Genomic DNA, 22855 nt, shown 5'->3' with positions numbered 1-22855 from the left:
CTCAGGGGCAAGTATGCCTAAGTAGCATAATTTCGTAAGGAGAATTTTACTATGGACATTGCCCATCTGAAGTCGATGAACAAAACAATCGGTGCCAAGCAAACGTTGAAAAACATTGCACGAGGGACTGTGAAGTATGTGTTCGTAGGACATGATAGTGATGAAAGTGTAGTTGGACCTATACGAAATGCTTGTGCTGAACAGGGAATACCTGTGAATGACAAGCACACTATGGATGACCTTGGTCGTGCGTGTCGCATTAAGGTGCGGGCCACAGCGGTAGGTATCCTACGTTAATCTTGGTAATATCCGATGTAACAATTTGTTATGACGGATCAATTATAAATCTCAAATTTGGAAAGGAGGTGCCCAAATGCCAACAATTAATCAGCTAGTACGCAAAGGTCGCATGAGCTTGACTAAAAAATCTACAGCTCCAGCACTTCAAGAATCTCCACAAAAACGTGGTGTATGTACTCGTGTGTACACAGCTACTCCAAAGAAACCAAACTCCGCGCTTCGTAAAGTTGCCCGTGTACGTTTGACAAACGCTATTGAAGTAACTGCTTACATCCCAGGCATTGGTCACAATTTACAAGAACACAGTGTTGTACTTATCAGAGGCGGTCGTGTAAAAGACCTTCCAGGTGTGCGTTATCACATCGTTCGTGGTGCATTGGATACAGCTGGCGTACAAAACCGTATGCAAAGTCGTTCCAAATACGGCGCGAAAAAAGCTAAAAAATAATTTTAGCCGTTAAACGAAACTAACACACATCATTATAAAGGAGGAATTGAACATGCCAAGAAAAGGCCCTGTTCCGAAACGTGATGTACTTCCAGATCCGGTGTACAACAGCAAATTAGTAACACGTTTCATTAACAAAGTTATGTACGATGGCAAAAAAGGCATTGCTGAAACTATCGTATATGATGCATTCGAAATTATTCGTTCCAAAATGGGTCAAGACCCAATGGAAGTTTTTGATCAAGCATTGAAAAATGTTATGCCTGTACTTGAAGTACGTGCTCGCCGTATCGGTGGTGCGAACTACCAAGTGCCAGTTGAAGTTCGTGCTGATCGCCGTCAAACACTCGGTATTCGCTGGGTTGTAAACTATGCTCGTCTTCGTGGTGAACGCACTATGAAAGAACGCTTAGCAGGCGAATTGATGGACGCTTTCAACAATGCAGGCGCTGCAATCAAGAAAAAAGAAGATACTCATAAAATGGCAGAAGCTAATAAAGCATTTGCTCATTATCGTTGGTAATAAGAGGTGACAACTGTGGCAAGAGAGTTTTCCCTAGCAAAAACTCGTAATATCGGTATCATGGCTCACATCGATGCTGGTAAAACAACAACTACAGAACGTATCCTCTACTATACAGGTATTGTTCACAAAATCGGCGAAGTACATGAAGGTGCTGCTACGATGGACTGGATGGCGCAAGAACAAGAACGTGGTATCACAATCACTTCTGCTGCGACAACATGTCACTGGAAAGATCATCGTATCAACATCATCGATACTCCTGGTCACGTTGACTTTACTGTAGAAGTAGAACGTTCTCTACGTGTACTTGACGGTTCTGTTGCGGTATTCAGTGCTAAAGGCGGCGTTGAACCACAATCCGAAACAGTATGGCGTCAAGCTTCTAACTACGGCGTACCTCGTATCGCTTATGTAAATAAGATGGATACTGTAGGTGCTGACTTCTTCAACGTAGTTGATATGATGAAATCCCGTTTGGGTGCAAATTCCGTAGCTATTCAAGTGCCAATTGGCGCTGAAGATACTTTCGAAGGCATCATCGATTTGATGACTATGAAAGCGGAAATTTACAAATCCGATGACGGTAAAGAATATGAAATCACTGATATCCCAGCAGAATATCAAGAAGTAGCTGAAGCTCGTCGCGAAATGATGATCGATGCTATCGCTGAAACTGATGACGATATTATGATGAAATATTTGGAAGGTGAAGAAATCTCCATTGAAGAATTGAAAACAGCATTGCGTAAAGCAGTTATTGCTAACCAATTGTTCCCAGTTCTTTGTGGTTCTTCCTACAAAAATAAAGGTGTACAAATGTTATTGGACGCTGTTGTAGATTACATGCCAGCTCCTATCGACATTCCAGCTATTAAAGGTGTCGTTCCTGGTACCGAAGAAGAAACTACTCGTCCTTCTTCCGATGATGAACCATTCTCCGCATTGGCATTCAAAATCATGGCTGACCCATATGTTGGTAAATTAGCGTTCTTCCGTGTGTACTCCGGTACATTGGAATCCGGTTCCTACGTTTTCAACTCCACAAAAGGTAAGAAAGAACGTATCGGCCGTATTCTTCAAATGCACGCTAACACTCGTAAAGAAATCGACATGGTTTACGCTGGCGACATCGCTGCAGCTGTAGGCTTGAAAGATACTACTACTGGTGATACTCTTTGTGATGAAAAGAATCCTGTAATTCTTGAATCCATGGAATTCCCTGAACCAGTTATCTCCGTTGCTGTTGAACCTAAAACAAAAGCTGACCAAGAAAAAATGGGTACAGCTCTTGCTCGTTTGGCAGAAGAAGATCCTACTTTCAAAGTTCGTACTGATGAAGAAACAGGTCAAACTATTATCTCCGGTATGGGCGAACTTCACTTGGATATCATCGTTGACCGTATGAACCGTGAATTCAAAGTAGAATGTAACGTAGGTAAACCTCAAGTAGCTTATCGCGAAACTATCCGTAAAGCTGTTAAATCTGAAGGTAAATTCGTTCGTCAATCTGGTGGTCGTGGTCAATATGGTCACTGCTGGTTGGAATTAATTCCTCAAGAACCAGGTGCTGGCTTCGAATTTGAAAATAAGGTCGTAGGTGGTGCAATTCCTCGTGAATACATCGGACCTGTTGAAAATGGTGTTAAAGAAGCTATGGAATCCGGTGTTATCGCTGGTTATCCAATGGTTGACATCAAAGTTATCGTATTTGACGGCTCCTACCATGACGTTGACTCCAACGAAATGGCCTTCAAAATCGCTGGTTCCATGGGCTTTAAAGAAGGTGCTCGCAAAGCAGACCCTGCATTGCTTGAACCATATATGTCCGTAGAAGTAGACGTTCCTGAAGAATACATGGGCGACGTTATCGGTGACTTGAACTCCCGTCGTGGTCGCATGGACGGCATGGAAGCTCGTAATGGTAACCAACATATCAAAGCATATGTTCCATTGAGCGAAATGTTCGGTTACGCAACTGACCTTCGTTCCAAAACTCAAGGTCGCGGTAACTACTCCATGACATTCGATCATTACGAAGAAGTTCCTAAGAAAATTGCTGAAGAAATTCAAGCAAAGAAAAACGGTTAATCTTACATTAGATTAATAGAATTACTATTTTCCTCGGAGGATAATTTAAAATGGCTAAAGAAAAATTTGAACGTACGAAACCGCATGTTAACATCGGTACAATCGGTCACGTTGACCATGGTAAAACTACTTTGACTGCTGCAATCACTAAAGTATTGGCTGAAAAAGGCCAAGCTGATTTCCAAGATTACAGCATGATCGATAAAGCTCCAGAAGAACGTGAACGCGGTATCACAATCAACACTGCACACGTTGAATACGAAACTGAAAACCGTCACTATGCACACGTTGACTGCCCAGGCCATGCTGACTATGTTAAAAACATGATCACTGGTGCGGCTCAAATGGACGGCGCTATCTTGGTATGTTCCGCAGCTGACGGCCCTATGCCTCAAACTCGCGAACACATCTTGTTGGCTCGCCAAGTTGGTGTTCCTGCAATCGTAGTATTCTTGAACAAAGCTGACATGGTTGACGATGAAGAATTGATCGAATTAGTAGAAATGGAAGTTCGTGAACTTCTTTCCTCCTACGAATTCCCTGGCGACGAAGTACCTATCGTTGTAGGTTCCGCTTTGAAAGCTTTGGAAGGCGACGCTCAATATGTAGCTAAAATCGACGAATTGATGGCAGCTGTAGACTCCTACATCCCAACTCCAGTTCGTGATACTGACAAACCTTTCTTGATGCCTGTGGAAGACGTATTCACAATCACTGGTCGTGGTACGGTAGCAACTGGCCGTGTTGAACGTGGTCAAGTAAACGTAGGCGACACAGTAGAAGTTGTAGGCTTGAAAGAAAAAGCTGAACAATACGTAGTAACTGGTCTTGAAATGTTCCGTAAAACTTTGGATTCTGCAGTAGCAGGTGATAACGTTGGTGCATTGCTTCGTGGTGTAGACCGCAAAGACATCGAACGTGGTCAAGTATTGGCTAAACCAGGTTCCATCAAACCACACACAAAATTCAAAGCAGAAGTATACGTATTGACTAAAGAAGAAGGTGGCCGTCATACTCCATTCTTCTCCAACTACCGTCCACAATTCTACTTCCGTACAACAGACGTAACAGGTGTTGTAAACCTTCCTGAAGGTGTAGAAATGTGTATGCCTGGCGATAACGTAACAATGGATATCGAATTGATCACTCCAATCGCTATCGAAGAAGGTCTTCGTTTCGCGATCCGCGAAGGTGGCCATACAGTAGGCGCTGGCGTTGTAACTGAAATCGAAGGTTAATTTAACCTTTTATGCTCATCGTAGTGATGCGTTGAGCACAATACATGCAGCATTCAGAGCGGCAGTAATGCCGCTCTAGTGTTGTGTTTTTAAACTATGAAGTAGAAGGTTGCCTCTGCGGAGGAGAATTTCTATGGAGCAGCCCATTCATGAAATGGACGACAGGAGGAATTATTAATAATGGCTAAACAGCAAAAAATCCGTATTCGCCTTAAGGCATACGACCACAAAGCTCTCGATCAAAGCGCTGCTAAGATCGTAGACACTGCAAAAAGAAATGGCGCTATGGTATCTGGTCCGATTCCATTGCCAACAGAAAAGAATATCTTCACAATTCTTCGTTCTGTACACGTAAACAAAGATTCTCGTGAACAATTCGAAATGCGTACACATAAACGCTTAATCGATATTCTTGAACCAAATTCGAAAACAGTAGATGCTATCACTCGTTTAGATTTACCAGCTGGTGTATCTATTGAAATAAAACTATAAGGAGGTGCGATAATGTCTAAAGCTATTTTGGGTAAAAAATTAGGAATGACTCAAGTCTTCACAGCTGAAGGCCAATTAGTTCCTGTAACAGTAGTGGAAACTACCCCAAGCGTTGTAGTGCGCGTTAAGACTGTTGAAACAGACGGCTACGAAGCAGTACAAATTGGTTACGGTTCCATTAAAGAAAAACATTTAACAAAACCTGTAAAAGGTCAGTTCGACAAAGCTGGCGTAGCTCCAGTTAAATATCTTCGCGAAGTTCGCGTAGCTAATGCAGCTGACTACACAGTAGGCCAAACTCTGGCAGCTGATATCTTCGCAGAAGGTGAATTGGTGGACGTAGTGGGTACAGGTAAAGGTAAGGGTTTTGCTGGCACAATTAAACGCCATAACTTCTCCCGTGGTCCTGAAACTCATGGTTCTAAATCTCACCGTGAACCTGGTTCCATCGGTCCTATGATCTCCGGTGGCGGCGGTAAGGTATACAAAGGTAAAAAACTCCCTGGACAAATGGGTGGTTACAGAGTTACCGTACAACGCTTATCCGTTGTGAAAGTTGATGCTGAACGTAACCTTTTATTGGTTAAAGGTGGTATCCCAGGCGCTAAAGGTAGCTTGGTTATGGTTCGCAACACGGTTAAACCTGTTAAATAATCATTTGTCGAAAGGAGGATTATGTAATGCCTACAGTAGCAACATATAATCAATCCGGCGTTAAAGTCGGTGAAATACAGTTAAACGATGCAGTATTCGGCGTTGAAGTTAACGAAGCCGTAATGCATCAAGCCGTAGTTCGTCAATTGTCTAACGAACGTCTCGGCACACATGCAACAAAAACTAGAGGTATGGTTCGTGGCGGTGGCCGCAAACCTTGGAAACAAAAAGGTACTGGTCGTGCACGTTCCGGTTCCAGCCGTTCCCCAATCTGGATTGGTGGCGGTACTACATTTGGTCCACAACCTCGCAGCTATTACAAAGCTATGCCTCGTAAGGCTAGACGTTTAGCAGTTAAATCTGCTCTTAGCGATAAAGTGAATAATAGCGAATTATACGTTTTGGAAGAAATCACATTAGCAGCTCCTAAAACTAAAGAAGTATTGAATATTATCAATAGCTTCAATGTTGGTGATGCAAAAGTATTGTTCATCACTGAAGGTGATGTAAATGTTGAACGTTCCGCTCGCAACATCCAAGGTGTTAAAGCATTGGCTTGCGAAGGTATGAACATTTTCGATCTTCTTCATTACGATAAGCTCTTCATTACTAAAGGTGCTGTCGCAAAAATCGAGGAGGTACTTGGATAATGCAATTACATGATGTACTAATCCGCCCGGTTATTACCGAAAAATCCACTATGCTTATGGAAGAAGGCAAATACACTTTCCGTGTGCCTTTGACTGCAAATAAAGTGCAAATCCGTCAAGCAGTTGAAAAAATCTTCAATGTAAAAGTAGAAAAAGTAGCTACTATTCGCGTTTTAGGCAAAACTAAACGCATGGGTCGTACACAAGGTAAACGTAGCGATTACAAAAAAGCTATCGTTACTTTGAAAGCTGGCGAATCCATTGAATTCTTTGAAGGTGTCTAAGAGTCTAGTTGTAAGGAGGCCCACTAATGGCAATTAAATCATTTAAACCGTACTCCGCTGGTCGCCGGTTTATGACAGTATCCGCCTTCGACGAAATCACAGCAAGCAAACCAGAAAAATCTTTGCTCGCTAAGATTTCCCAAAAAGGTGGTCGTAACAATACTGGTAAAATGACAGTTCGTCACCAAGGTGGCGGTCATAAACGTCAATATCGTATTATTGACTTCAAACGTACTAAAGATAATATTCCAGCTAAAGTAGCAACAATCGAGTATGATCCTAACCGTTCTTCTCGTATCGCTTTGCTTAACTACGCTGATGGTGAAAAACGCTACATTTTAGCTCCTAACGGTCTAAAAGTTGGTGACGTTGTATTCTCCGGCCCTGAGTCCGATATTAAACCTGGTAACTGCTTACCATTGGCTAATATTCCAGACGGTACACAAATCCACAATATCGAATTGAAAATCGGTAAAGGTGGCCAAATCGTTCGTTCCGCTGGTACATCTGCTCAATTGATGGGTAAAGATAATGGCTACGCTATTCTTCGTTTACCATCTGGTGAAATGCGTCGTGTTCGTCAAGAGTGCCGTGCAACAGTAGGTGTTGTTGGTAACGCTGACCACAGCAACCTTGTAATTGGTAAAGCTGGTCGTCATCGTTGGATGGGCGTTCGCCCTGGCAACCGTGGTGTTGTAATGAACCCTTGTGACCATCCACATGGTGGTGGTGAAGGTAAATCTCCTGTTGGTCGTAAACATCCTGTTACACCTTGGGGCAAACCAGCACATGGTGTTAAAACTCGCGACAAGAAAAAAGCTTCTAACAGCTTAATCATTAAACGTCGTACAAAATAGGATAAAGGAAAGGAGATAAAATAGTGTCCAGATCTATTAAAAAAGGCCCTTTCGTAGCAGATCATTTGCTTAAGAAAGTTGAAGCTTTAAACGAAACTAACGAAAAGAAAGTTGTAAAAACCTGGTCCCGTGCCTCTACTATTATCCCAAGTTTTGTAGGCCACACAATTGCTGTGCATGATGGTCGCAAACATGTACCTGTATTCATTACAGAAGATATGGTAGGTCATAAATTAGGTGAGTTCGCTCCTACACGTACTTTCAAAGGTCACGGTAAGGACGAAAAATCTACAGGCAAAAAATAGGAGGAAATAATACATGGAAGCAAAAGCAATCGCTAGACATATCCGAATCGCGCCTCGTAAAATCCGTATCGTTGCAGATTTAGTGCGCGGTAAAAACATCGGCGAAGCATTTGCCATCTTGAAGTTCACTCCGAAAGTTGGCGCTGATGTAGTAGAAAAAGTTATGCGTTCTGCAATCGCAAACGCTGAACATAATTTCGATATGAATGTTGACAATCTTTACGTATCCGAGATCTTCGTTGATCAAGGCCCTACATTAAAACGCATTCATCCTCGTTCCCGTGGTCAAGCTTTCAAAATTTTGAAACGCACTAGCCATGTAACAGTAGTAGTTAAAGAAAGAGCTTAAGAAGGAGGGAAACAGAGTGGGTCAAAAAGTTAATCCACACGGTTTGCGTGTCGGTATCGTAAAAGATTGGGACGCAAAATGGTATGCAGATAAAGATTTCGCTGCTAATCTTCATGAAGACGTAAAAATTCGTAACTTCTTGAAAGAAACCCTTTTCATTGCTGGTATTTCCCGCATTGAAATCGAGCGTACAAATAAACGTATTAAATTGACTATCCACACTGCAAAACCAGGTATGGTTATCGGTCGTGGTGGTGCTGGTATCGAAGATATCAAAAAAGCAATGACTCGTTTCACTGACAAACAAGTGGACGTTAACATCGCAGAAATTAAACAAGCAGACATGGATGCAATCTTGGTTGCAGAAAACATTGCTAGCCAATTGGAACGCCGTATCGGTTTCCGTCGTGCAATGAAACAAGCTGTAGGTCGTACAATGCGCTTAGGTGCAAAAGGTATTAAAATCATGGTAAGCGGTCGTCTTGGCGGTGCTGAAATCGCTCGTAGCGAATCCTACCGTGAAGGTTCTATTCCTTTGCATACACTTCGTGCAGACATCGACTACGGTACTGCTGAAGCTCATACAACATATGGTTGTATCGGCATTAAAGTATGGATTTACAAAGGTGAAGTTTTGCCAGAAGCAAAACAACCTGCTAAGAAGGAAGAAGGTGGCAAGTAATGCTTATTCCAAAGCGCGTAAAACATCGTAAGCAATTCCGCGGCCGTATGAAAGGTCGTGCTATGCGCGGTAATACAGTGTCTCATGGTGAGTTCGGCTTGGTAGCATGCGAACCATCTTGGATCACTAACCGTCAAATCGAAGCTGCCCGTATTGCTATGACTCGTTATATCAAACGTGGTGGTAAAGTATGGATTAAAATTTTCCCTGACAAACCAATCACAGCTAAACCAGCTGGTACTCGTATGGGTTCCGGTAAAGGTTCTCCTGAATACTGGGTAGCAGTAGTTAAACCAGGTCGTGTAATGTTTGAAATGGACGGTGTGCCAGAAGCTACAGCTCGTGAAGCTATGCGTCTTGCAAGCCATAAACTTCCAATCAAATGCAAATTTGTTGTTAAGGGTAAAGAATTGGGTGGTGACGTAAATGAAGGTTAATGACATTCGCAATATGAGCGCTGCCGAAATGGAACAAAAAGTTTCCGGTCTTAAGGAAGAGTTATTTAACCTCCGTTTTCAGCTTGCAACAGGTCAATTAGAAAATCCTATGCGCATTCGTGAAGTTAAGAAGACAATCGCTCGTATTAAAACTGTACAACGTGAAGTTGAACTTAAATCTGAAAACGCATAATAACAGATTTGTTAAAGGTTGAAAAGGAGGCTTAAAATCGTGGCAGAAGAAAGAAACGTACGTAAAGTCCGCGTAGGTAAAGTTGTTAGCGACAAAATGAATAAAACTGTTGTTGTTGCTGTAGAACGTAAAGTACCTCACGCATTATATAACAAGCCAATGGTTAGCACTAAACGCTTCAAAGCTCATGATGAAAACAATGAGTGTCAAATTGGCGATACAGTTAAAATTGTAGAAACTCGTCCACTTTCTAAAGATAAATGTTGGAGAGTTGTTGAAATTCTTGAAAGACAAAAATAAGAGTGATGTAAGGAGGAATAGACGATGATCCAGCAACAAACAATTTTGAATGTTGCCGACAACACTGGTGCAAAACGTATTATGTGTATCCAAGTCATGGGCGGTTCTTATCGCAAATTCGGCAATATCGGTGACGTAATCGTTGCTTCTGTAAAAGATGCATCACCCGGTGGCGTTGTCAAGAAAGGCGACGTAGTTAAAGCTGTTATTGTTCGTTCTAAAAAAGGTATCCGCCGTCAAGACGGTTCCTATATTCGTTTCGATGAAAACGCAGCAGTAGTTATTAAAGAAGATAAAACCCCTCGTGGTACTCGTATCTTCGGACCTGTAGCAAGAGAACTTCGTGAAAAAGACTTCATGAAAATTGTTTCCTTGGCTCCAGAAGTATTATAAGAAGGAGGAACGCAGCATATGGCTAAACTACAAATCAAAAAAGGCGATACAGTTGTTGTTATCTCCGGTAAAGATAAAGGTAAGCAAGGTACAGTAATTGCTACTGAACCTAAAAAAGAACGCGTATTTGTTGAAGGCGTTAACACTGTAAAACGTCATACAAAACCTTCTCAAGCTAACCCACAAGGCGGCATCGTTACTAAAGAAGCTGGTATCCATGTTTCTAACGTAATGGTTGTTGACCCAGAAACTAAAACAGCTACTCGTATCAAAAAAGTTGAAGGCAAAGACGGTAAATTCGTTCGCGCTACAGTTAAATCTGGTACAGTACTTAAATAATCAGGAAAGGAGGAGCTAAATAAATGTCTCGTTTATTTGAACAATACAACTCTGAAATTAAAAAGAGTTTGCAAGAAAAATTCCAATACGGCAACGTTATGGAAATCCCTAAATTGGAAAAAATCGTTATCAACATCGGCGTTGGTGATGCAGTAGGCAATGCAAAAGCATTGGAAGCAGCAGTTAATGATTTGACTATCATCGCTGGTCAAAAACCTGTAATCACAAAAGCTAAAAAATCCATTGCGAACTTCAAAGTTCGTGAAGGTATGGCGTTGGGTACTAAAGTTACTCTTCGTGGCGAACGCATGTATGAATTCCTCGACAAATTGATCAATGCGGCATTACCTCGTGTACGTGACTTCCGCGGTATCAGCGCAACAGCATTTGATGGCCGTGGTAACTACGCTTTGGGTCTTAAAGAACAGCTCATCTTCCCTGAGATCGAATATGATCAAGTAGAACGTGTTACTGGTATGGATATCATCGTAGTAACAACTGCTAAAACAGATGAAGAAGCTCGTGAATTGTTGACTCAATTCGGTATGCCTTTTGAAAAATAATAGGAGGAACATATAGATGGCTAAAAAATCTATGATTGAACGCGAAAAGAAACGCGCTAAAATCGTTGAAAAATATGCAGCTAAACGTGCAGCGTTAAAAGCAGCAGGTGATTATGAAGGCTTGTCCAAATTACCAGCAAATGCATCCCCAACACGCTTACACAACCGTTGCAACTTAACTGGTCGTCCTCACGGCTATATGCGCAAATTCGGTATCAGCCGTATTGCGTTCCGTGAATTGGCGTACAAAGGACAAATTCCTGGTGTTAAAAAAGCCAGCTGGTAATATTAGACGAGAGGAGGTTTTTAGATTATGGTAATGACCGATCCTATCGCGGATATGCTTACGCGCATCCGTAATGCAAATGCTGCACTTCATGAAACGGTAAACATTCCTGCATCTAGAATGAAAGCAGCTGTTCTTGACATCCTTTTACAAGAAGGTTTCGTAAAGAACGTAGAAAAAGAAGAAAACACTTTAAAAGTAACTTTGAAATATGGTTCCAATAACGAAAAAGTTATTACAGGAATTAAACGTATTTCCAAACCTGGTTTACGTGTTTACGCGAAAAAGGAAGAACTTCCTCGTGTACTTGGTGGTTTGGGTATCGCAGTTATTTCCACATCCAAAGGCGTTATGAGCGACAAACAAGCTCGTAAAGAAGGTCTTGGTGGCGAAGTAATCGCATACGTTTGGTAATAGTAGCAATAGGAGGTAGAAATAATGTCACGTATCGGTAGAATGCCTATCGAGATCCCTGCAGGCGTTACTGTTACATATGATAACCATCATATGAACGTAAAAGGTCCTAAAGGTGAATTATCTCGCGATTTGCATCCAGATATGAATATCACTGTTGAAGGTAACACAATTACAGTAGCTCGTCCTTCCGACAATAAAGCTCATCGTTCCCTTCACGGTTTGACTCGCGCTCTTGTTGCTAATATGGTAACAGGCGTATCTGAAGGATTCACAAAAACTCTTGAAATCAACGGTGTTGGTTACAGAGCGGCTAAACAAGGCAATAAATTAGCTCTTACACTTGGCTTCTCTCATCCAGTAGAAATGGAAGCTCCAGCTGGTATTACAATTGAAGTTCCAGCTCCTAACAAAATCGTTGTTTCTGGTGCAGACAAAGAAGTTGTAGGCGCAGTAGCAGCTGATATCCGTAAATGGAGAAAACCAGAACCTTACAAAGGTAAAGGTATCCGCTATGAAGGCGAAGTTGTTCGTCGTAAAGCTGGTAAAGCTGGTGCAAAAGGTAAATAGTAATATCATCTATATGAATGAAAGGAGTGAATATCTTGCCTCGTAAATCTAGTAGAAACATCGCTCGAGCAAAACGTCATCTTCGTATTCGCCGTCACATCTCTGGTACGGCAACTTGCCCACGTTTGAACGTATTCCGTTCTTTAGGCAACATCTATGCTCAAGTTATCGATGACGTAGCAGGTACAACTTTAGTAGCTGCTAGCTCTTTAGATAAAGATTTGAACTTATCCTATGGTGGTAACGTAGCTGCTGCTAAAGCTGTTGGTGAAGCAGTTGCTAAAAAAGCTATCGCTAAAGGTATTGACACAGTAGTGTTTGACCGTGGTGGTTACATTTACCACGGCCGCGTAGCAGCCCTTGCAGAAGGTGCTCGTGAAGCAGGCTTAAAATTCTAAGAAGGAGGAACTATAGACATGGCGAGAATTGACTACACCAGTCTTGATCTTAAAGAAAGAGTAGTATTCATCAACCGCGTAGCCAAAGTAGTTAAAGGCGGTCGTCGTTTTTCCTTCAGCGCTCTTGTAGTTGTTGGTGATGGCAACGGTTATGTAGGCGTTGGCTTAGGTAAAGCAGCGGAAGTACCAGAAGCAATTCGCAAAGGTATTGATGATGCTAAGAAAAATATTGTAAACGTAGCAATTAAAAATGGTACAATCCCTCACAGCGTAACAGGCGTATTCGGCGCAGGCCGCGTATTCTTGAAACCAGCTGCTGAAGGTACTGGCGTTATCGCTGGTGGCCCTGTTCGTGCCGTATTGGAATTAGTAGGTGTTCGTAACATCTTGACTAAATCTTTGGGCTCTTCTAACCCTAACAATATGGTTCGCGCTACTATCGAAGGTTTGAAAGATTTGAAACGCGCTAGCGAAGTTGCAGAACTTCGTGGTAAAACCGTTGAAGAAATTTATAACGCGTAATAAGGAGACAAGAAATGGCACAAGTTAAAGTAACATTAACAAGAAGCTTAATCGGTCGTCCTGAAGATCAACGCGCGACAGTTAAAGCTTTGGGCTTGAAAAAAACTAATTCTCAAGTTGTAAAAGAAGTAACACCTCAAATCGAAGGCATGCTTCACAAAGTTAGACATTTAGTAAAAGTTGAAGAAGTTTAATACTGATAAGGAGGTGCACTGAATGAAACTTCATGAATTACAACCAGCTGCTGGTTCCAAAAAAGCTCGTACTCGTGTAGGCCGTGGTTTAGGTTCTGGCTTGGGTAAAACATCTGGTCGTGGTCAAAAAGGTCAAAACTCCCGTTCTGGCGGTGGCGTTCGCTCCGGTTTTGAAGGCGGCCAAATGCCTCTTTATCGTCGTTTACCAAAACGTGGTTTCAACAACGTTTTTGCTAAACAATATGCTGAAGTTAACGTAGAACAATTGAACCGTTTTGAAGACGGTGCAACAGTTGATCCAGTAGCTCTTATTGAAGTTGGCATTTTGAAAAATGTACGCGATGGCATTCGTATTTTAGGTAACGGTACATTGGAAACTAAAAACTTAACTGTTATCGCTAATGGCTTCACTAAATCTGCTGAAGAAAAAATTACAGCAGCAGGCGGAAAAGTAGAGGTGATCTAGGGTGCTAGATAGCCTCTCGAACATCTTTAAGATTACCGAACTACGTAATAAGATTCTTTACACATTAATGATGTTTGCCATCTTTAGAGCTGGTATTCACATTCCTGTTCCAGGTGTTGATGCATCTGTTATCGAATCCTTGTTTACATCTGGTAACCTATTCGGTCTATTAGACTTGTTTGCTGGTGGTGCGCTTAGTAAGTTCTCTATCTTTGCGATGAGTATTACACCTTACATCAATGCTTCCATCATCATGCAACTGCTTCAGTCTGTAGTTCCTCAGTTTGAAGCATGGAGTAAAGATGGTGAAGACGGGCGTAAGAAAATAGCGAAGGTAACTCGTTATGGCACCGTAGTCCTCGGCTTTGTACAAGCCGCAGGCATGGCATTTGCTCTTAGAGCAAACAACGCTTTGGTAAATAATGATTTCCTTAGTGTATTCGTTGTGGCCATCATTCTAACAGCAGGCACATGCTTGTTGATGTGGATTGGTGAACAAATCACAGCATATGGTATAGGTAATGGTATTTCCTTGATCATCTTTGCTGGTATCGTAGCTCGATTACCTGATGGTTTAGAAACTATTTATCAATATATCCAAAACGGAACAATTAATATGTTCCAAGCATTCTTATTTGCTGTAATTGCTCTTGCGATGATTGCTGTCGTAGTTGCAGTTACACAAGGCCAACGTCGTATTCCGATTCAATATGCTAAACGCGTAGTAGGTCGTAAAATGTACGGTGGTCACTCTACATTCTTGCCGTTGAAAGTTAATCAGGCAGGTGTAATCCCAATTATCTTTGCGTCATCTGTGTTGATGTTCCCTGTGACGATTGCGCAATTTATTGACAATGAATATGTTCATAAAGCTGCGGATCTCTTTACATGGGGTACGCCGTTACAAACGGCATTGTATGCATTATTGATTTTTATCTTTACGTATTTCTATACTGCAATCTCTATCAACATTACAGATATGGCAGATAATATGAAAAAATACGGTGGTTTTATCCCAGGTATTCGTGCGGGTAAACCAACTGCTGATTATGTGGATAACGTGATGACCAAGATCACTTTGGCTGGCGCTGTATTCTTAGCTGTCGTTGCTATTATACCGAATTTCCTCGGTAGCATTACCGGCGTCCAAGGCGTATACTTTGGTGGTACGGCTCTCCTCATCGTTGTAGGTGTAGCGCTTGATACAATGCAACAAATTGAGTCGCTCATGGTAACACGCCACTATAAAGGCTTTGTGAAATAGGAGGGAAACAATATGTATATTCTATTAATGGGACCTCCTGGTGCTGGTAAAGGCACTCAGGCAGCTCGACTTATTGAAAAATACGGTATTCCCCAAATTTCAACAGGTGATATGTTCCGCGCTGCGATTAAGAACGAAACACCTCTTGGAGTTGAGGCTAAGAAATACATCGATGCTGGTCAATTGGTACCAGACAGTGTAACTGTTGGTATCGTACGTGATCGCTTGGTGAAAGATGACTGCAAATCTGGATTTATTCTTGATGGATTCCCAAGAACTACAGCGCAAGCTGTATCCTTGGATGCAATCCTTAAAGAATTAGGAATTTCTTTGGACGCTGTACTTAACTTAAACGTTCCTTCCGAGGAATTAGTTAAACGTATTAGCGAACGAGCTGTTCTAGAAAATCGTGCTGATGATAACCCTGAAACAGTACAGAAACGTCTAGCTGTGTACGAAGAATCTACTAAACCATTAATCGACTACTATCGCAATAGCGGTTTATATGAAGAAATTAATGGTTTACAAGATGTAGACGCAGTATTTGCTGACATCATTAAGGCTTTGGAGAAATAATCCATGATTATTTTGAAATCGCCCCATGAAATTGAATGTATCCGCAAGGCAAGTAAGCTTACAGCAGACACGTTGTCCTTGTTAGTAGAAAAGGCTAAACCTGGCATCACGACGCTTGAGTTAGATACAATTGCCGAAGAATATATTCGCAGCCACGGTGGTATACCAAGTTGTAAAGGGTACTATGGATTCCCTGCTACAATCTGTGCTTCTATCAATGATGAAGTTGTTCATGGTATTCCGAGCGCTAAGCGCAAGCTTAAAAACGGTGATGTCCTCAGTATTGATCTTGTATCAGCTATTGATGGATATCACGGCGATTCGGCTGTGACGATTCCTATCGGTCACGTCAAACCTGATGTGATGAAATTGTTAAAAGTGACAGAAGAAAGTCTGTTCAAGGGAATTGAACAAGTGAAAGTTGGCAACCGTATTGGTGCTATCGGTCATGCTGTTCAAACGTATTGTGAGAAACATGGTTACGGTGTCGTTCGCGACTTCGTAGGTCATGGTTTAGGCCGCGAAATGCATGAAGATCCGCAAATACCAAACTATGGTAGTCCTGATCAAGGACCTCTTATGAAACCTGGTATGGTATTGTGTATCGAACCGATGATTACTCTAGGTACGCATCGTGTTCGTGTATTAGGGGATGACTGGACAGCAGTTACCGTAGATGGTAAACCTGCTGCTCATTTCGAACATACAGTGGTTGTTACAGAAAACGGCCCTGAAATATTAACCATGCGTGATGAACCGCGGTTAATTAAATAAAACAGGTAACCGGAGGAAAAGATATGTCAAAAGAAGACGTTATTGAGGTGGAAGGTACGGTAGTTGAGGCTTTACCGAATGCCATGTTCCAAGTTGAATTGGAAAATGGTCATATCGTATTGGCTCATGTGTCAGGTAAAATGCGTATGAATTTTATCCGTATTCTTCCTGGTGATAAAGTTACTATGGAACTGACACCGTATGACTTAAATCGTGGTCGCATCACCTATCGCTTTAAATAAGCATAGGGTCCACAAAGGAGGTACTAATGAAGGTTCAACCATCAGTTAAAAAGATATGCGAAAAATGTAAAATCATTAAACGCAAAGGCCGTGTAATGGTTATTTGCGAAAATCCAAAACATAAACAAAAACAAGGATAATCTGATAGGAGGTGGATGATTAGATGGCACGTATCGCCGGTGTAGATTTACCTCGTGATAAACGAGTGGAAATTGGTTTAACTTATATTTATGGTATTGGTCCAACTTTAGCATCTGAAATCATTGCTAAAACTGGCATCAATCCTGACACACGTGTTCGTGATCTTTCTGAAGATGAAGTAGCGAAAATCCGTGAATTGTTAGATGCTGATTACAAAGTTGAAGGTGACCTTCGTCGTGAAGAAGCTCTTAACATTAAACGCTTAATTGAAATCAACTCCTATCGAGGCAAACGTCATCGTATGGGTTTACCACTTCGTGGTCAACGTACTAAAACGAATGCACGTACTCGCAAAGGTCCTAGAAAAGCAATTGCTGGTAAAAAGAAATAAGATAAAGGAGGGATAAAGCGTGGCTAAAAAAGTTGTTAGAACTAAAAGAAAAGAAAAGAAACATATTGAATCCGGTGCGGCTCATATTCGTTCTACATTCAATAACACTATCGTAACTTTGACAGATACAAACGGTAATGCGTTGTCTTGGGCTTCCGCTGGTGGCTTGGGCTTCCGTGGTTCCCGTAAATCCACTCCATTCGCTGCTCAAATGGCTGCTGAACAAGCTGCTAAAGCTGCAATGGAACATGGTCTTCGCACTGTTGAAGTATTCGTAAAAGGTCCTGGATCCGGCCGTGAAGCTGCAATCCGTGCTTTACAAGCTGCAGGTCTTGAAGTTACTTCCATTAAAGACGTAACTCCAATTCCTCACAATGGTTGTCGCCCTCCAAAACGCCGTCGTGTATAATTTATAGCGGCCGATTTGATACGGTGCTATAATTAAACTATGAACGTGTGTTGTATAGGAGGATGTTCCTGATGAGCGAAGAAAAGAAACTTAAAATCGAGAAAGTGGACATCGCCGAAGGCGGTCGCTATGGTAAGTTTGTATGTGAACCATTAGACCGTGGCTATGGTATCACTCTCGGTAATAGCTTACGCAGAATTTTGCTTTCATCCTTGGATGGGGCAGCTATCACCTCTATCAAAATTGATGGAGTTCTTCATGAGTTCTCTACTATTCCTGGTATTCGCGAAGACGTTACGGATATCATCCTTAACTTAAAGCAATTGTGCATTAAAGTTGAAGAAGATGTTCAATTACCTTTGGAAGTTCATTTTGACTTCCAAAAGGACGGCGTATTGACAGCTGCTGACTTGGCTGAACAATTCCCACCAGAAGTAGAAGTATTGAATCCTGAACTAGTGATTGCGACAATGGATGAGACAGCTCATCTCGTAATGGACGTAGTAATCGAACGTGGCAAAGGTTACGTTCCTTCCACGAAGAATAAAAAAGATACAGATGTAATCGGTTGTATTCCAATCGATTCCATCTTCTCTCCAATTCTTCGTGCCAAATACGAAGTGAGTGATGTTCGTGTAGGCAATGAAATGGACTTTGACAAACTTACATTAGAAGTTTGGACTGATGGTTCCATTACTGCTGCTGATGCAGTAGCAAAATCTGCTGCCATTATGATTGGTTATTTAGGGAACTTCACTAAATTAGCGCACTCTGCAGATGTTGTAGATGTAAACACAGGTGAAGGCGGTATCGTTGTTGATCCAGTAGGTTCCGAGAATGAAGAACCGGCTGTAGATGACGGCCCAGCAAAGATTTCCATCGATGAGTTGGAACTCTCTGTTCGTGCGTATAACTGCTTGAAACGTGCTGGCATTAATACAATTGCAGATTTGCTAGACAAAACCATTGATGACTTAGGAAAAGTTCGCAATTTAGGTAAAAAATCCATCGATGAAATTGAGGAAAAACTCAACAATCATCCAGGTGGTTTTCACCTTAAACAAAAAGGCGAATAAGGAGGAAGACGAATGTACAGAAAATTAGGCCGCGACAGCTCCGCTCGTAAAGCGTTGTTCCGTAGCATGTTAACATCTTTCTTCCAATATGAGCGTATTGAAACTACAGAAGCTAAAGCGAAAGAACTTCGCTCTTTAGCTGATCAAATGGTAACTTTGGCTAAACGTGGTGATCTTCATGCACGTCGCCAAGTTCTTGCATACCTCATGGATGAAAGCGTAGTAAAAAAATTGTTTGATACAATTGCTCCAAAATATGCAGACCGTCAAGGTGGTTACACTCGTGTAATCAAAACTGGTCTTCGCAAAGGTGACGCTGCACCTTTGGCTATTATCGAGTTAGTTTAATCAAACTCATACGGTGTTGTAACTTATGTTGCAGCACCGTTTTTTTATTGTCAATTTTATGGTACAATCGATTAGTATAATATCGTAATATGTTAGCAGTTATCGTAATATTGAATATGTATTGTTAACCGTAAAGGGGTTTACTTTCATAGAAACGAAATTGACTAGAAAGATATGAGGTTATCCATGAATGAAAAAGACATTATGATTGAGGTCAATCATATGAGTCATATCTATACCGATGAAAATGGCAATGATGTACATGCATTAAATGATGTAAACTTATCTATTAAGCGCGGTGAGTTTGTTTGTATCATCGGTACGAATGGTAGTGGTAAAAGTACACTAGCTAAGCATTTTAATGTGCTATTACAACCTAGTGAAGGTTATATCAATGTATGTGGCTATGATACGCGCGATGAAGCGCATATATGGGATATACGCCAACATGTAGGCATGGTGTTCCAAAATCCTGATAACCAAATTGTGGCGGCTGTCGTAGAAGAGGACGTTGCCTTTGGTCCAGAAAACCTTGGTATTCCTAGCGCGGAAATTAGAAAACGCGTCGATGCAGCGTTAGAGGCTGTAAATATGACTGAATATAGAGAACATGGTCCTCATTTGTTGTCTGGTGGTCAAAAGCAACGCATTGCCATTGCCGGCGTACTGGCCATGAAACCTGATTGTATCGTTCTTGACGAACCAACGGCTATGCTCGATCCAAAAGGTCGTCGTGAGGTATTAGAGACAGTTCATAAACTCAATAAAGAAGAAGGTATCACTATCGTGTACATTACACACTTTATGGAGGAAGCTGTCACAGCTGATCGTGTGGTAGTTATGAAAAATGGTGTGAAATTACATGATGGCACTCCTCGTGAGATTTTTAGCCATGTAGATACCTTAAAAGGCCTTGGCCTTGATGTTCCGGTTGCGTCTGAAATTGCTTTTAAATTAAATGAAAAAGGTTATGAAATCGGTAAAAGTATCATCAATAATGAAGAATTAGCTGTAGGGCTTAAACATTCTAAATTAGCTGACCAACTACTAGATAATCATAATGTAGGGGCTAAAACTATAAGTTCTCCTACCAATGAAGATGTAAATGCAGTAAGAGGGGAGGGCACACACTAATGGCGATTGTATTAGATAATATTACTTATACCTATGGTGTAGGTACTCCATTTGAAAAGACAGCCCTTCACGGTGTATCTCTTACTGTTGAAAACGGTGAGTTTTTAGGCATCATTGGTCATACCGGCTCTGGTAAATCTACCTTTGTACAACATTTAAATGGCTTATTACACCCTACAACAGGAACGGTTACCGTTAATGGTGTAGATATTAGTGCTTCTACAGAGGAAGCTAAAAAGATGCGCCATAAGGTAGGCATGGTTTTTCAATATCCAGAACATCAGTTATTTGAAGAAACTATTGCCGAAGATATTGCCTTTGGCCCTAAAAACTTAGGCCTCAGTGCTGATGAAGTAGATGAACGGGTACGGGAGGCAATGAAATTTGTAGGTCTTGATTACGACACCTACGCGGAGCGCTCTCCATTCCATCTATCTGGTGGACAAATGCGCCGTGTTGCCATCGCTGGTGTGGTGGCTATGAATCCAGATTTCCTAGTCCTTGATGAGCCATCTGCAGGCCTTGACCCATTTGGTCGTGAAGAAATCTTTGAAGAGATCATTCGACTTCATAAAGAAAAGGGCATTACTGTAATCCTTGTATCACATAACATGGAGGATATTTCTCGCATGGCATCTCGCCTCGTGGTACTCGATAAAGGTCGTATCGTTCTCGATGGAGAACCGATGGATATCTTTAATAACCATCGCGATGAATTACAAGTGGTAGGTGTAGACGTACCACCAGTGTCTGTAACTATGGAATATTTGCGTGATCAAGGACTAGATGTATCTAATCGTGTATTATCCGTAGATGATGCAGTACAAGCCATTCTAGAAGGAGGTAGCCATGTTAAATAACATTACTATTGGGCAGTACTTCCCAGGAAACTCCTTCTTGCATCGCATGGATCCTCGTGCCAAGATTATTGCTACAACTATCTTTGTGGTAGCTATCTTCCTAGCAAATTCTCCTCTTGCGTATGGCTTGGTAGGGGCATTTACCATCTTTGCTATGCTGTTATCAAGATTGCCATTACGCTTGATGTGGTCAGCTATTAAACCTCTTTGGATTATCATCGTATTTACTATGGGTATTCATATCTTTACGACCCCAGGTAATTCAGTTTTCCAATGGGGCATTATCAATATTACAGATCAAGGCTTAGCTATGGGTCTACAAATGGCGGCACGATTAATCTTTTTAATCTTGTTCTCCTCCCTATTGACTTATACGACATCACCAATTCGTTTGACTGATGGTATTGAGCATTTGCTAAACCCATTCCGCTGTATTGGCGTACCTGCTCATGAATTGGCTATGATGATGACCATCGCATTGCGTTTCATTCCTACTTTATTGGATGAAACAGATCGTATTATGAAAGCTCAATCTGCTCGTGGTGCAGACTTTGTAACAGGGTCTATCATTCAACGGGCAAAAAATATGGTACCTTTATTGGTTCCTTTATTCATCAGTGCATTTAGACGTGCTGATGAACTGGCTATCGCTATGGAAGCGCGTTGCTATCGAGGTGGTGTAAACCGTACGCGCATGAAAGAACTACAAGTTACTTATGTTGATTATATTGGTGTCGGTGCTGTTATTTTGATTACCATTGTACTCATTGCATTGTGGTGGTTAGGTCTATGAGAAATATACGAATCATAGTTGCTTATGATGGCACCGATTTGGCAGGCTATCAAAAACAACCTGATGATAAGGGCTTAACCGTACAAGGTTGCTTAGAATATGGCTTATCAAAAATCTGTAATGAGCCCATTCAAATCTACGGTGCTTCTCGTACGGATGCAGGAGTACATGCAAAGTTTCAAGTATGTACGTTCCAAACCTCTGGTGCTATACCTGCAGAAAATATTCCGCGTGCCATGATAGCTCATATTCCTAAAGACATTGTGGTCCTTGAAGCTGTGGAAATTCCACTGGATTGGAAGCCCCGATGGAATATATATGGTAAGGAATATGTATATACCATTCATAATCAGCTCATTGCCAATCCTTTGACAAAACGATACCATTGGCATGTTAAGAAGCCTCTTAATATCGACCTAATGCAAGCTGCAGGCAATGAATTATTAGGCACCCATGACTTTACAACCTTAAAAGGGACGAATTCAACACCCGCTGATCCAGTAAAAACAATTATAGGAATTCATGTAGAGGCAGAAGGCTCTCATGTTACCATTTCTGTAGTGGGTGATGGGTTCTTATACCACATGGTTCGTAATATTGCAGGACTCCTCGTCGATGTAGGCCTTGGAAGACGCAAGGTGGAGGATATTAAGGGCTATTTGGCCGCTAAAGATCGTCGTGTTATAGGTAAAACGGCGCCAGCCCAAGGGTTATGTTTAGAGGAGATATTCTTTACGAAAGAGCGTCAGCAAGAGGTGCTACAGAATAAATATTCTATATAATTTTGTATAGACTGCATTCTCCTAGAATTTATTTAAAACGATAACTATTAATACTAAAAGGATACTACTTAGCATGTAGTATCCTTTTTTCTTATAATTTTTAGTTATAATGCCTTA

39 protein-coding genes are annotated in these 22855 nt (G+C 41.5%); all 39 read left to right on the top strand.

What is annotated here, in order from left to right; translation table 11 throughout:
- Window positions 1–51 precede the first annotated feature (51 nt).
- The 39 genes from VEIT17_RS07500 (at window position 52) to truA (ending at window position 22738) form a co-directional block, all read left to right on the top strand.
- On the top strand, window positions 52–297 hold the full coding sequence (locus VEIT17_RS07500) for a ribosomal L7Ae/L30e/S12e/Gadd45 family protein (RefSeq protein WP_005385487.1): 246 nt from the start codon (window positions 52–54) through the stop codon (window positions 295–297).
- A 76-nt stretch (window positions 298–373) separates the two neighbouring features.
- A complete protein-coding gene (rpsL, locus tag VEIT17_RS07495; protein ID WP_004693554.1) occupies window positions 374–748 on the top strand; it encodes a 30S ribosomal protein S12 in 375 nt (124 codons plus the stop codon).
- 52 nt (window positions 749–800) lie between these two features.
- Window positions 801–1271 carry a 30S ribosomal protein S7 gene (rpsG, locus tag VEIT17_RS07490; RefSeq protein WP_004693556.1) on the top strand — a complete coding sequence of 157 codons (471 nt, stop codon included), beginning with the start codon at window positions 801–803 and terminating at the stop codon, window positions 1269–1271.
- 15 nt (window positions 1272–1286) lie between these two features.
- Window positions 1287–3362, top strand: coding sequence for an elongation factor G (gene fusA, locus VEIT17_RS07485; RefSeq protein ID WP_005385490.1), 2076 nt, complete (start codon window positions 1287–1289; stop codon window positions 3360–3362).
- Between the two features lie 50 nt (window positions 3363–3412).
- Window positions 3413–4600, top strand: coding sequence for an elongation factor Tu (tuf, locus tag VEIT17_RS07480; protein ID WP_105084932.1), 1188 nt, complete (start codon window positions 3413–3415; stop codon window positions 4598–4600).
- Window positions 4601–4780: 180 nt separating this feature from the next.
- Window positions 4781–5092, top strand: coding sequence for a 30S ribosomal protein S10 (gene rpsJ, locus VEIT17_RS07475; protein WP_004695100.1), 312 nt, complete (start codon window positions 4781–4783; stop codon window positions 5090–5092).
- A 12-nt stretch (window positions 5093–5104) separates the two neighbouring features.
- Window positions 5105–5746: a 50S ribosomal protein L3 gene (gene rplC, locus VEIT17_RS07470; RefSeq protein ID WP_004695102.1), complete on the top strand. Its 642-nt coding sequence runs from the start codon at window positions 5105–5107 to the stop codon at window positions 5744–5746.
- Between the two features lie 26 nt (window positions 5747–5772).
- Window positions 5773–6396, top strand: a complete 624-nt coding sequence (rplD, locus tag VEIT17_RS07465) for a 50S ribosomal protein L4 (protein ID WP_005377066.1) — start codon at window positions 5773–5775, stop codon at window positions 6394–6396.
- Window positions 6396–6680 carry a 50S ribosomal protein L23 gene (rplW, locus tag VEIT17_RS07460; RefSeq protein WP_004695108.1) on the top strand — a complete coding sequence of 95 codons (285 nt, stop codon included), beginning with the start codon at window positions 6396–6398 and terminating at the stop codon, window positions 6678–6680. The genes rplD and rplW overlap by 1 nt, the downstream gene beginning before the upstream one ends.
- A 26-nt stretch (window positions 6681–6706) precedes the next feature.
- On the top strand, window positions 6707–7537 hold the full coding sequence (gene rplB, locus VEIT17_RS07455) for a 50S ribosomal protein L2 (protein ID WP_005385496.1): 831 nt from the start codon (window positions 6707–6709) through the stop codon (window positions 7535–7537).
- A gap of 23 nt (window positions 7538–7560) precedes the next feature.
- Window positions 7561–7842, top strand: coding sequence for a 30S ribosomal protein S19 (rpsS, locus tag VEIT17_RS07450; RefSeq protein WP_060923779.1), 282 nt, complete (start codon window positions 7561–7563; stop codon window positions 7840–7842).
- A 13-nt stretch (window positions 7843–7855) separates the two neighbouring features.
- Window positions 7856–8191 carry a 50S ribosomal protein L22 gene (gene rplV / locus VEIT17_RS07445; protein WP_004695112.1) on the top strand — a complete coding sequence of 112 codons (336 nt, stop codon included), beginning with the start codon at window positions 7856–7858 and terminating at the stop codon, window positions 8189–8191.
- Window positions 8192–8207: 16 nt separating this feature from the next.
- Window positions 8208–8873 carry a 30S ribosomal protein S3 gene (gene rpsC / locus VEIT17_RS07440; RefSeq protein WP_105084923.1) on the top strand — a complete coding sequence of 222 codons (666 nt, stop codon included), beginning with the start codon at window positions 8208–8210 and terminating at the stop codon, window positions 8871–8873.
- On the top strand, window positions 8873–9310 hold the full coding sequence (gene rplP / locus VEIT17_RS07435; protein ID WP_004695114.1) for a 50S ribosomal protein L16: 438 nt from the start codon (window positions 8873–8875) through the stop codon (window positions 9308–9310). The genes rpsC and rplP overlap by 1 nt, the downstream gene beginning before the upstream one ends.
- Window positions 9300–9503, top strand: a complete 204-nt coding sequence (gene rpmC, locus VEIT17_RS07430; protein ID WP_004695115.1) for a 50S ribosomal protein L29 — start codon at window positions 9300–9302, stop codon at window positions 9501–9503. Before rplP ends, rpmC begins: the two co-directional genes overlap by 11 nt.
- Window positions 9504–9542: 39 nt before the next feature.
- Entirely contained in the window at window positions 9543–9803 is a 261-nt protein-coding gene (rpsQ, locus tag VEIT17_RS07425) for a 30S ribosomal protein S17 (RefSeq protein WP_005385504.1), read from the top strand.
- A gap of 24 nt (window positions 9804–9827) precedes the next feature.
- On the top strand, window positions 9828–10196 hold the full coding sequence (gene rplN / locus VEIT17_RS07420; protein ID WP_005376994.1) for a 50S ribosomal protein L14: 369 nt from the start codon (window positions 9828–9830) through the stop codon (window positions 10194–10196).
- Window positions 10197–10214: 18 nt separating this feature from the next.
- Window positions 10215–10535 carry a 50S ribosomal protein L24 gene (rplX, locus tag VEIT17_RS07415; protein WP_004695118.1) on the top strand — a complete coding sequence of 107 codons (321 nt, stop codon included), beginning with the start codon at window positions 10215–10217 and terminating at the stop codon, window positions 10533–10535.
- Between the two features lie 23 nt (window positions 10536–10558).
- Window positions 10559–11098: a 50S ribosomal protein L5 gene (rplE, locus tag VEIT17_RS07410; RefSeq protein ID WP_024065152.1), complete on the top strand. Its 540-nt coding sequence runs from the start codon at window positions 10559–10561 to the stop codon at window positions 11096–11098.
- Between the two features lie 16 nt (window positions 11099–11114).
- Entirely contained in the window at window positions 11115–11384 is a 270-nt protein-coding gene (gene rpsN, locus VEIT17_RS07405) for a 30S ribosomal protein S14 (protein ID WP_005377140.1), read from the top strand.
- Window positions 11385–11411: 27 nt separating this feature from the next.
- Complete coding sequence (gene rpsH, locus VEIT17_RS07400) at window positions 11412–11798, top strand: 30S ribosomal protein S8 (protein ID WP_004695128.1); 387 nt, start codon at window positions 11412–11414, stop codon at window positions 11796–11798.
- Between the two features lie 24 nt (window positions 11799–11822).
- Window positions 11823–12368, top strand: a complete 546-nt coding sequence (gene rplF, locus VEIT17_RS07395) for a 50S ribosomal protein L6 (protein WP_039968986.1) — start codon at window positions 11823–11825, stop codon at window positions 12366–12368.
- A 17-nt stretch (window positions 12369–12385) separates the two neighbouring features.
- Window positions 12386–12766, top strand: a complete 381-nt coding sequence (rplR, locus tag VEIT17_RS07390; protein WP_050781715.1) for a 50S ribosomal protein L18 — start codon at window positions 12386–12388, stop codon at window positions 12764–12766.
- A gap of 18 nt (window positions 12767–12784) precedes the next feature.
- Window positions 12785–13288 (top strand): 30S ribosomal protein S5, encoded by a 504-nt coding sequence (gene rpsE / locus VEIT17_RS07385; protein ID WP_004695136.1) that lies wholly within the window; start codon window positions 12785–12787, stop codon window positions 13286–13288.
- Between the two features lie 14 nt (window positions 13289–13302).
- Window positions 13303–13482 carry a 50S ribosomal protein L30 gene (rpmD, locus tag VEIT17_RS07380; RefSeq protein ID WP_004695138.1) on the top strand — a complete coding sequence of 60 codons (180 nt, stop codon included), beginning with the start codon at window positions 13303–13305 and terminating at the stop codon, window positions 13480–13482.
- Window positions 13483–13504: 22 nt separating this feature from the next.
- Complete coding sequence (gene rplO / locus VEIT17_RS07375; RefSeq protein WP_178885491.1) at window positions 13505–13948, top strand: 50S ribosomal protein L15; 444 nt, start codon at window positions 13505–13507, stop codon at window positions 13946–13948.
- A gap of 1 nt (window position 13949) precedes the next feature.
- Window positions 13950–15212, top strand: coding sequence for a preprotein translocase subunit SecY (gene secY / locus VEIT17_RS07370; protein WP_060923781.1), 1263 nt, complete (start codon window positions 13950–13952; stop codon window positions 15210–15212).
- 12 nt (window positions 15213–15224) lie between these two features.
- Window positions 15225–15788, top strand: coding sequence for an adenylate kinase (locus tag VEIT17_RS07365; protein ID WP_005385513.1), 564 nt, complete (start codon window positions 15225–15227; stop codon window positions 15786–15788).
- Between the two features lie 3 nt (window positions 15789–15791).
- Window positions 15792–16562, top strand: coding sequence for a type I methionyl aminopeptidase (gene map, locus VEIT17_RS07360; protein WP_105084921.1), 771 nt, complete (start codon window positions 15792–15794; stop codon window positions 16560–16562).
- A 23-nt stretch (window positions 16563–16585) separates the two neighbouring features.
- The gene (gene infA, locus VEIT17_RS07355; protein WP_004695147.1) at window positions 16586–16804 is read left to right on the top strand and encodes a translation initiation factor IF-1; all 219 of its coding nucleotides are present in this window, start codon (window positions 16586–16588) and stop codon (window positions 16802–16804) included.
- Between the two features lie 26 nt (window positions 16805–16830).
- Entirely contained in the window at window positions 16831–16944 is a 114-nt protein-coding gene (rpmJ, locus tag VEIT17_RS07350) for a 50S ribosomal protein L36 (RefSeq protein ID WP_004695148.1), read from the top strand.
- 23 nt (window positions 16945–16967) lie between these two features.
- Window positions 16968–17336, top strand: a complete 369-nt coding sequence (rpsM, locus tag VEIT17_RS07345) for a 30S ribosomal protein S13 (RefSeq protein ID WP_004695149.1) — start codon at window positions 16968–16970, stop codon at window positions 17334–17336.
- Window positions 17337–17355: 19 nt separating this feature from the next.
- Window positions 17356–17745, top strand: coding sequence for a 30S ribosomal protein S11 (gene rpsK, locus VEIT17_RS07340; protein WP_004695151.1), 390 nt, complete (start codon window positions 17356–17358; stop codon window positions 17743–17745).
- Window positions 17746–17816: 71 nt separating this feature from the next.
- Entirely contained in the window at window positions 17817–18821 is a 1005-nt protein-coding gene (locus VEIT17_RS07335) for a DNA-directed RNA polymerase subunit alpha (RefSeq protein ID WP_156720027.1), read from the top strand.
- A 12-nt stretch (window positions 18822–18833) separates the two neighbouring features.
- Window positions 18834–19169 (top strand): 50S ribosomal protein L17, encoded by a 336-nt coding sequence (rplQ, locus tag VEIT17_RS07330; RefSeq protein WP_004695155.1) that lies wholly within the window; start codon window positions 18834–18836, stop codon window positions 19167–19169.
- A 186-nt stretch (window positions 19170–19355) separates the two neighbouring features.
- Entirely contained in the window at window positions 19356–20303 is a 948-nt protein-coding gene (locus tag VEIT17_RS07325; protein ID WP_178885489.1) for an energy-coupling factor transporter ATPase, read from the top strand.
- Window positions 20303–21163 (top strand): energy-coupling factor transporter ATPase, encoded by an 861-nt coding sequence (locus VEIT17_RS07320; RefSeq protein WP_178885486.1) that lies wholly within the window; start codon window positions 20303–20305, stop codon window positions 21161–21163. The genes VEIT17_RS07325 and VEIT17_RS07320 overlap by 1 nt, the downstream gene beginning before the upstream one ends.
- Window positions 21153–21956: an energy-coupling factor transporter transmembrane component T family protein gene (locus tag VEIT17_RS07315; RefSeq protein ID WP_178885484.1), complete on the top strand. Its 804-nt coding sequence runs from the start codon at window positions 21153–21155 to the stop codon at window positions 21954–21956. The genes VEIT17_RS07320 and VEIT17_RS07315 overlap by 11 nt, the downstream gene beginning before the upstream one ends.
- Window positions 21953–22738 carry a tRNA pseudouridine(38-40) synthase TruA gene (truA, locus tag VEIT17_RS07310; RefSeq protein ID WP_178885481.1) on the top strand — a complete coding sequence of 262 codons (786 nt, stop codon included), beginning with the start codon at window positions 21953–21955 and terminating at the stop codon, window positions 22736–22738. The genes VEIT17_RS07315 and truA overlap by 4 nt, the downstream gene beginning before the upstream one ends.
- The last annotated feature ends 117 nt before the right edge of the window (window positions 22739–22855 follow it).

This window comes from Veillonella nakazawae (genome assembly GCF_013393365.1).
In the GTDB taxonomy this organism is placed as follows: domain Bacteria; phylum Bacillota; class Negativicutes; order Veillonellales; family Veillonellaceae; genus Veillonella; species Veillonella nakazawae.
Note: the sequence above shows the minus strand (reverse complement) of the source record. Positions and strands in the feature narration are given on the sequence as shown.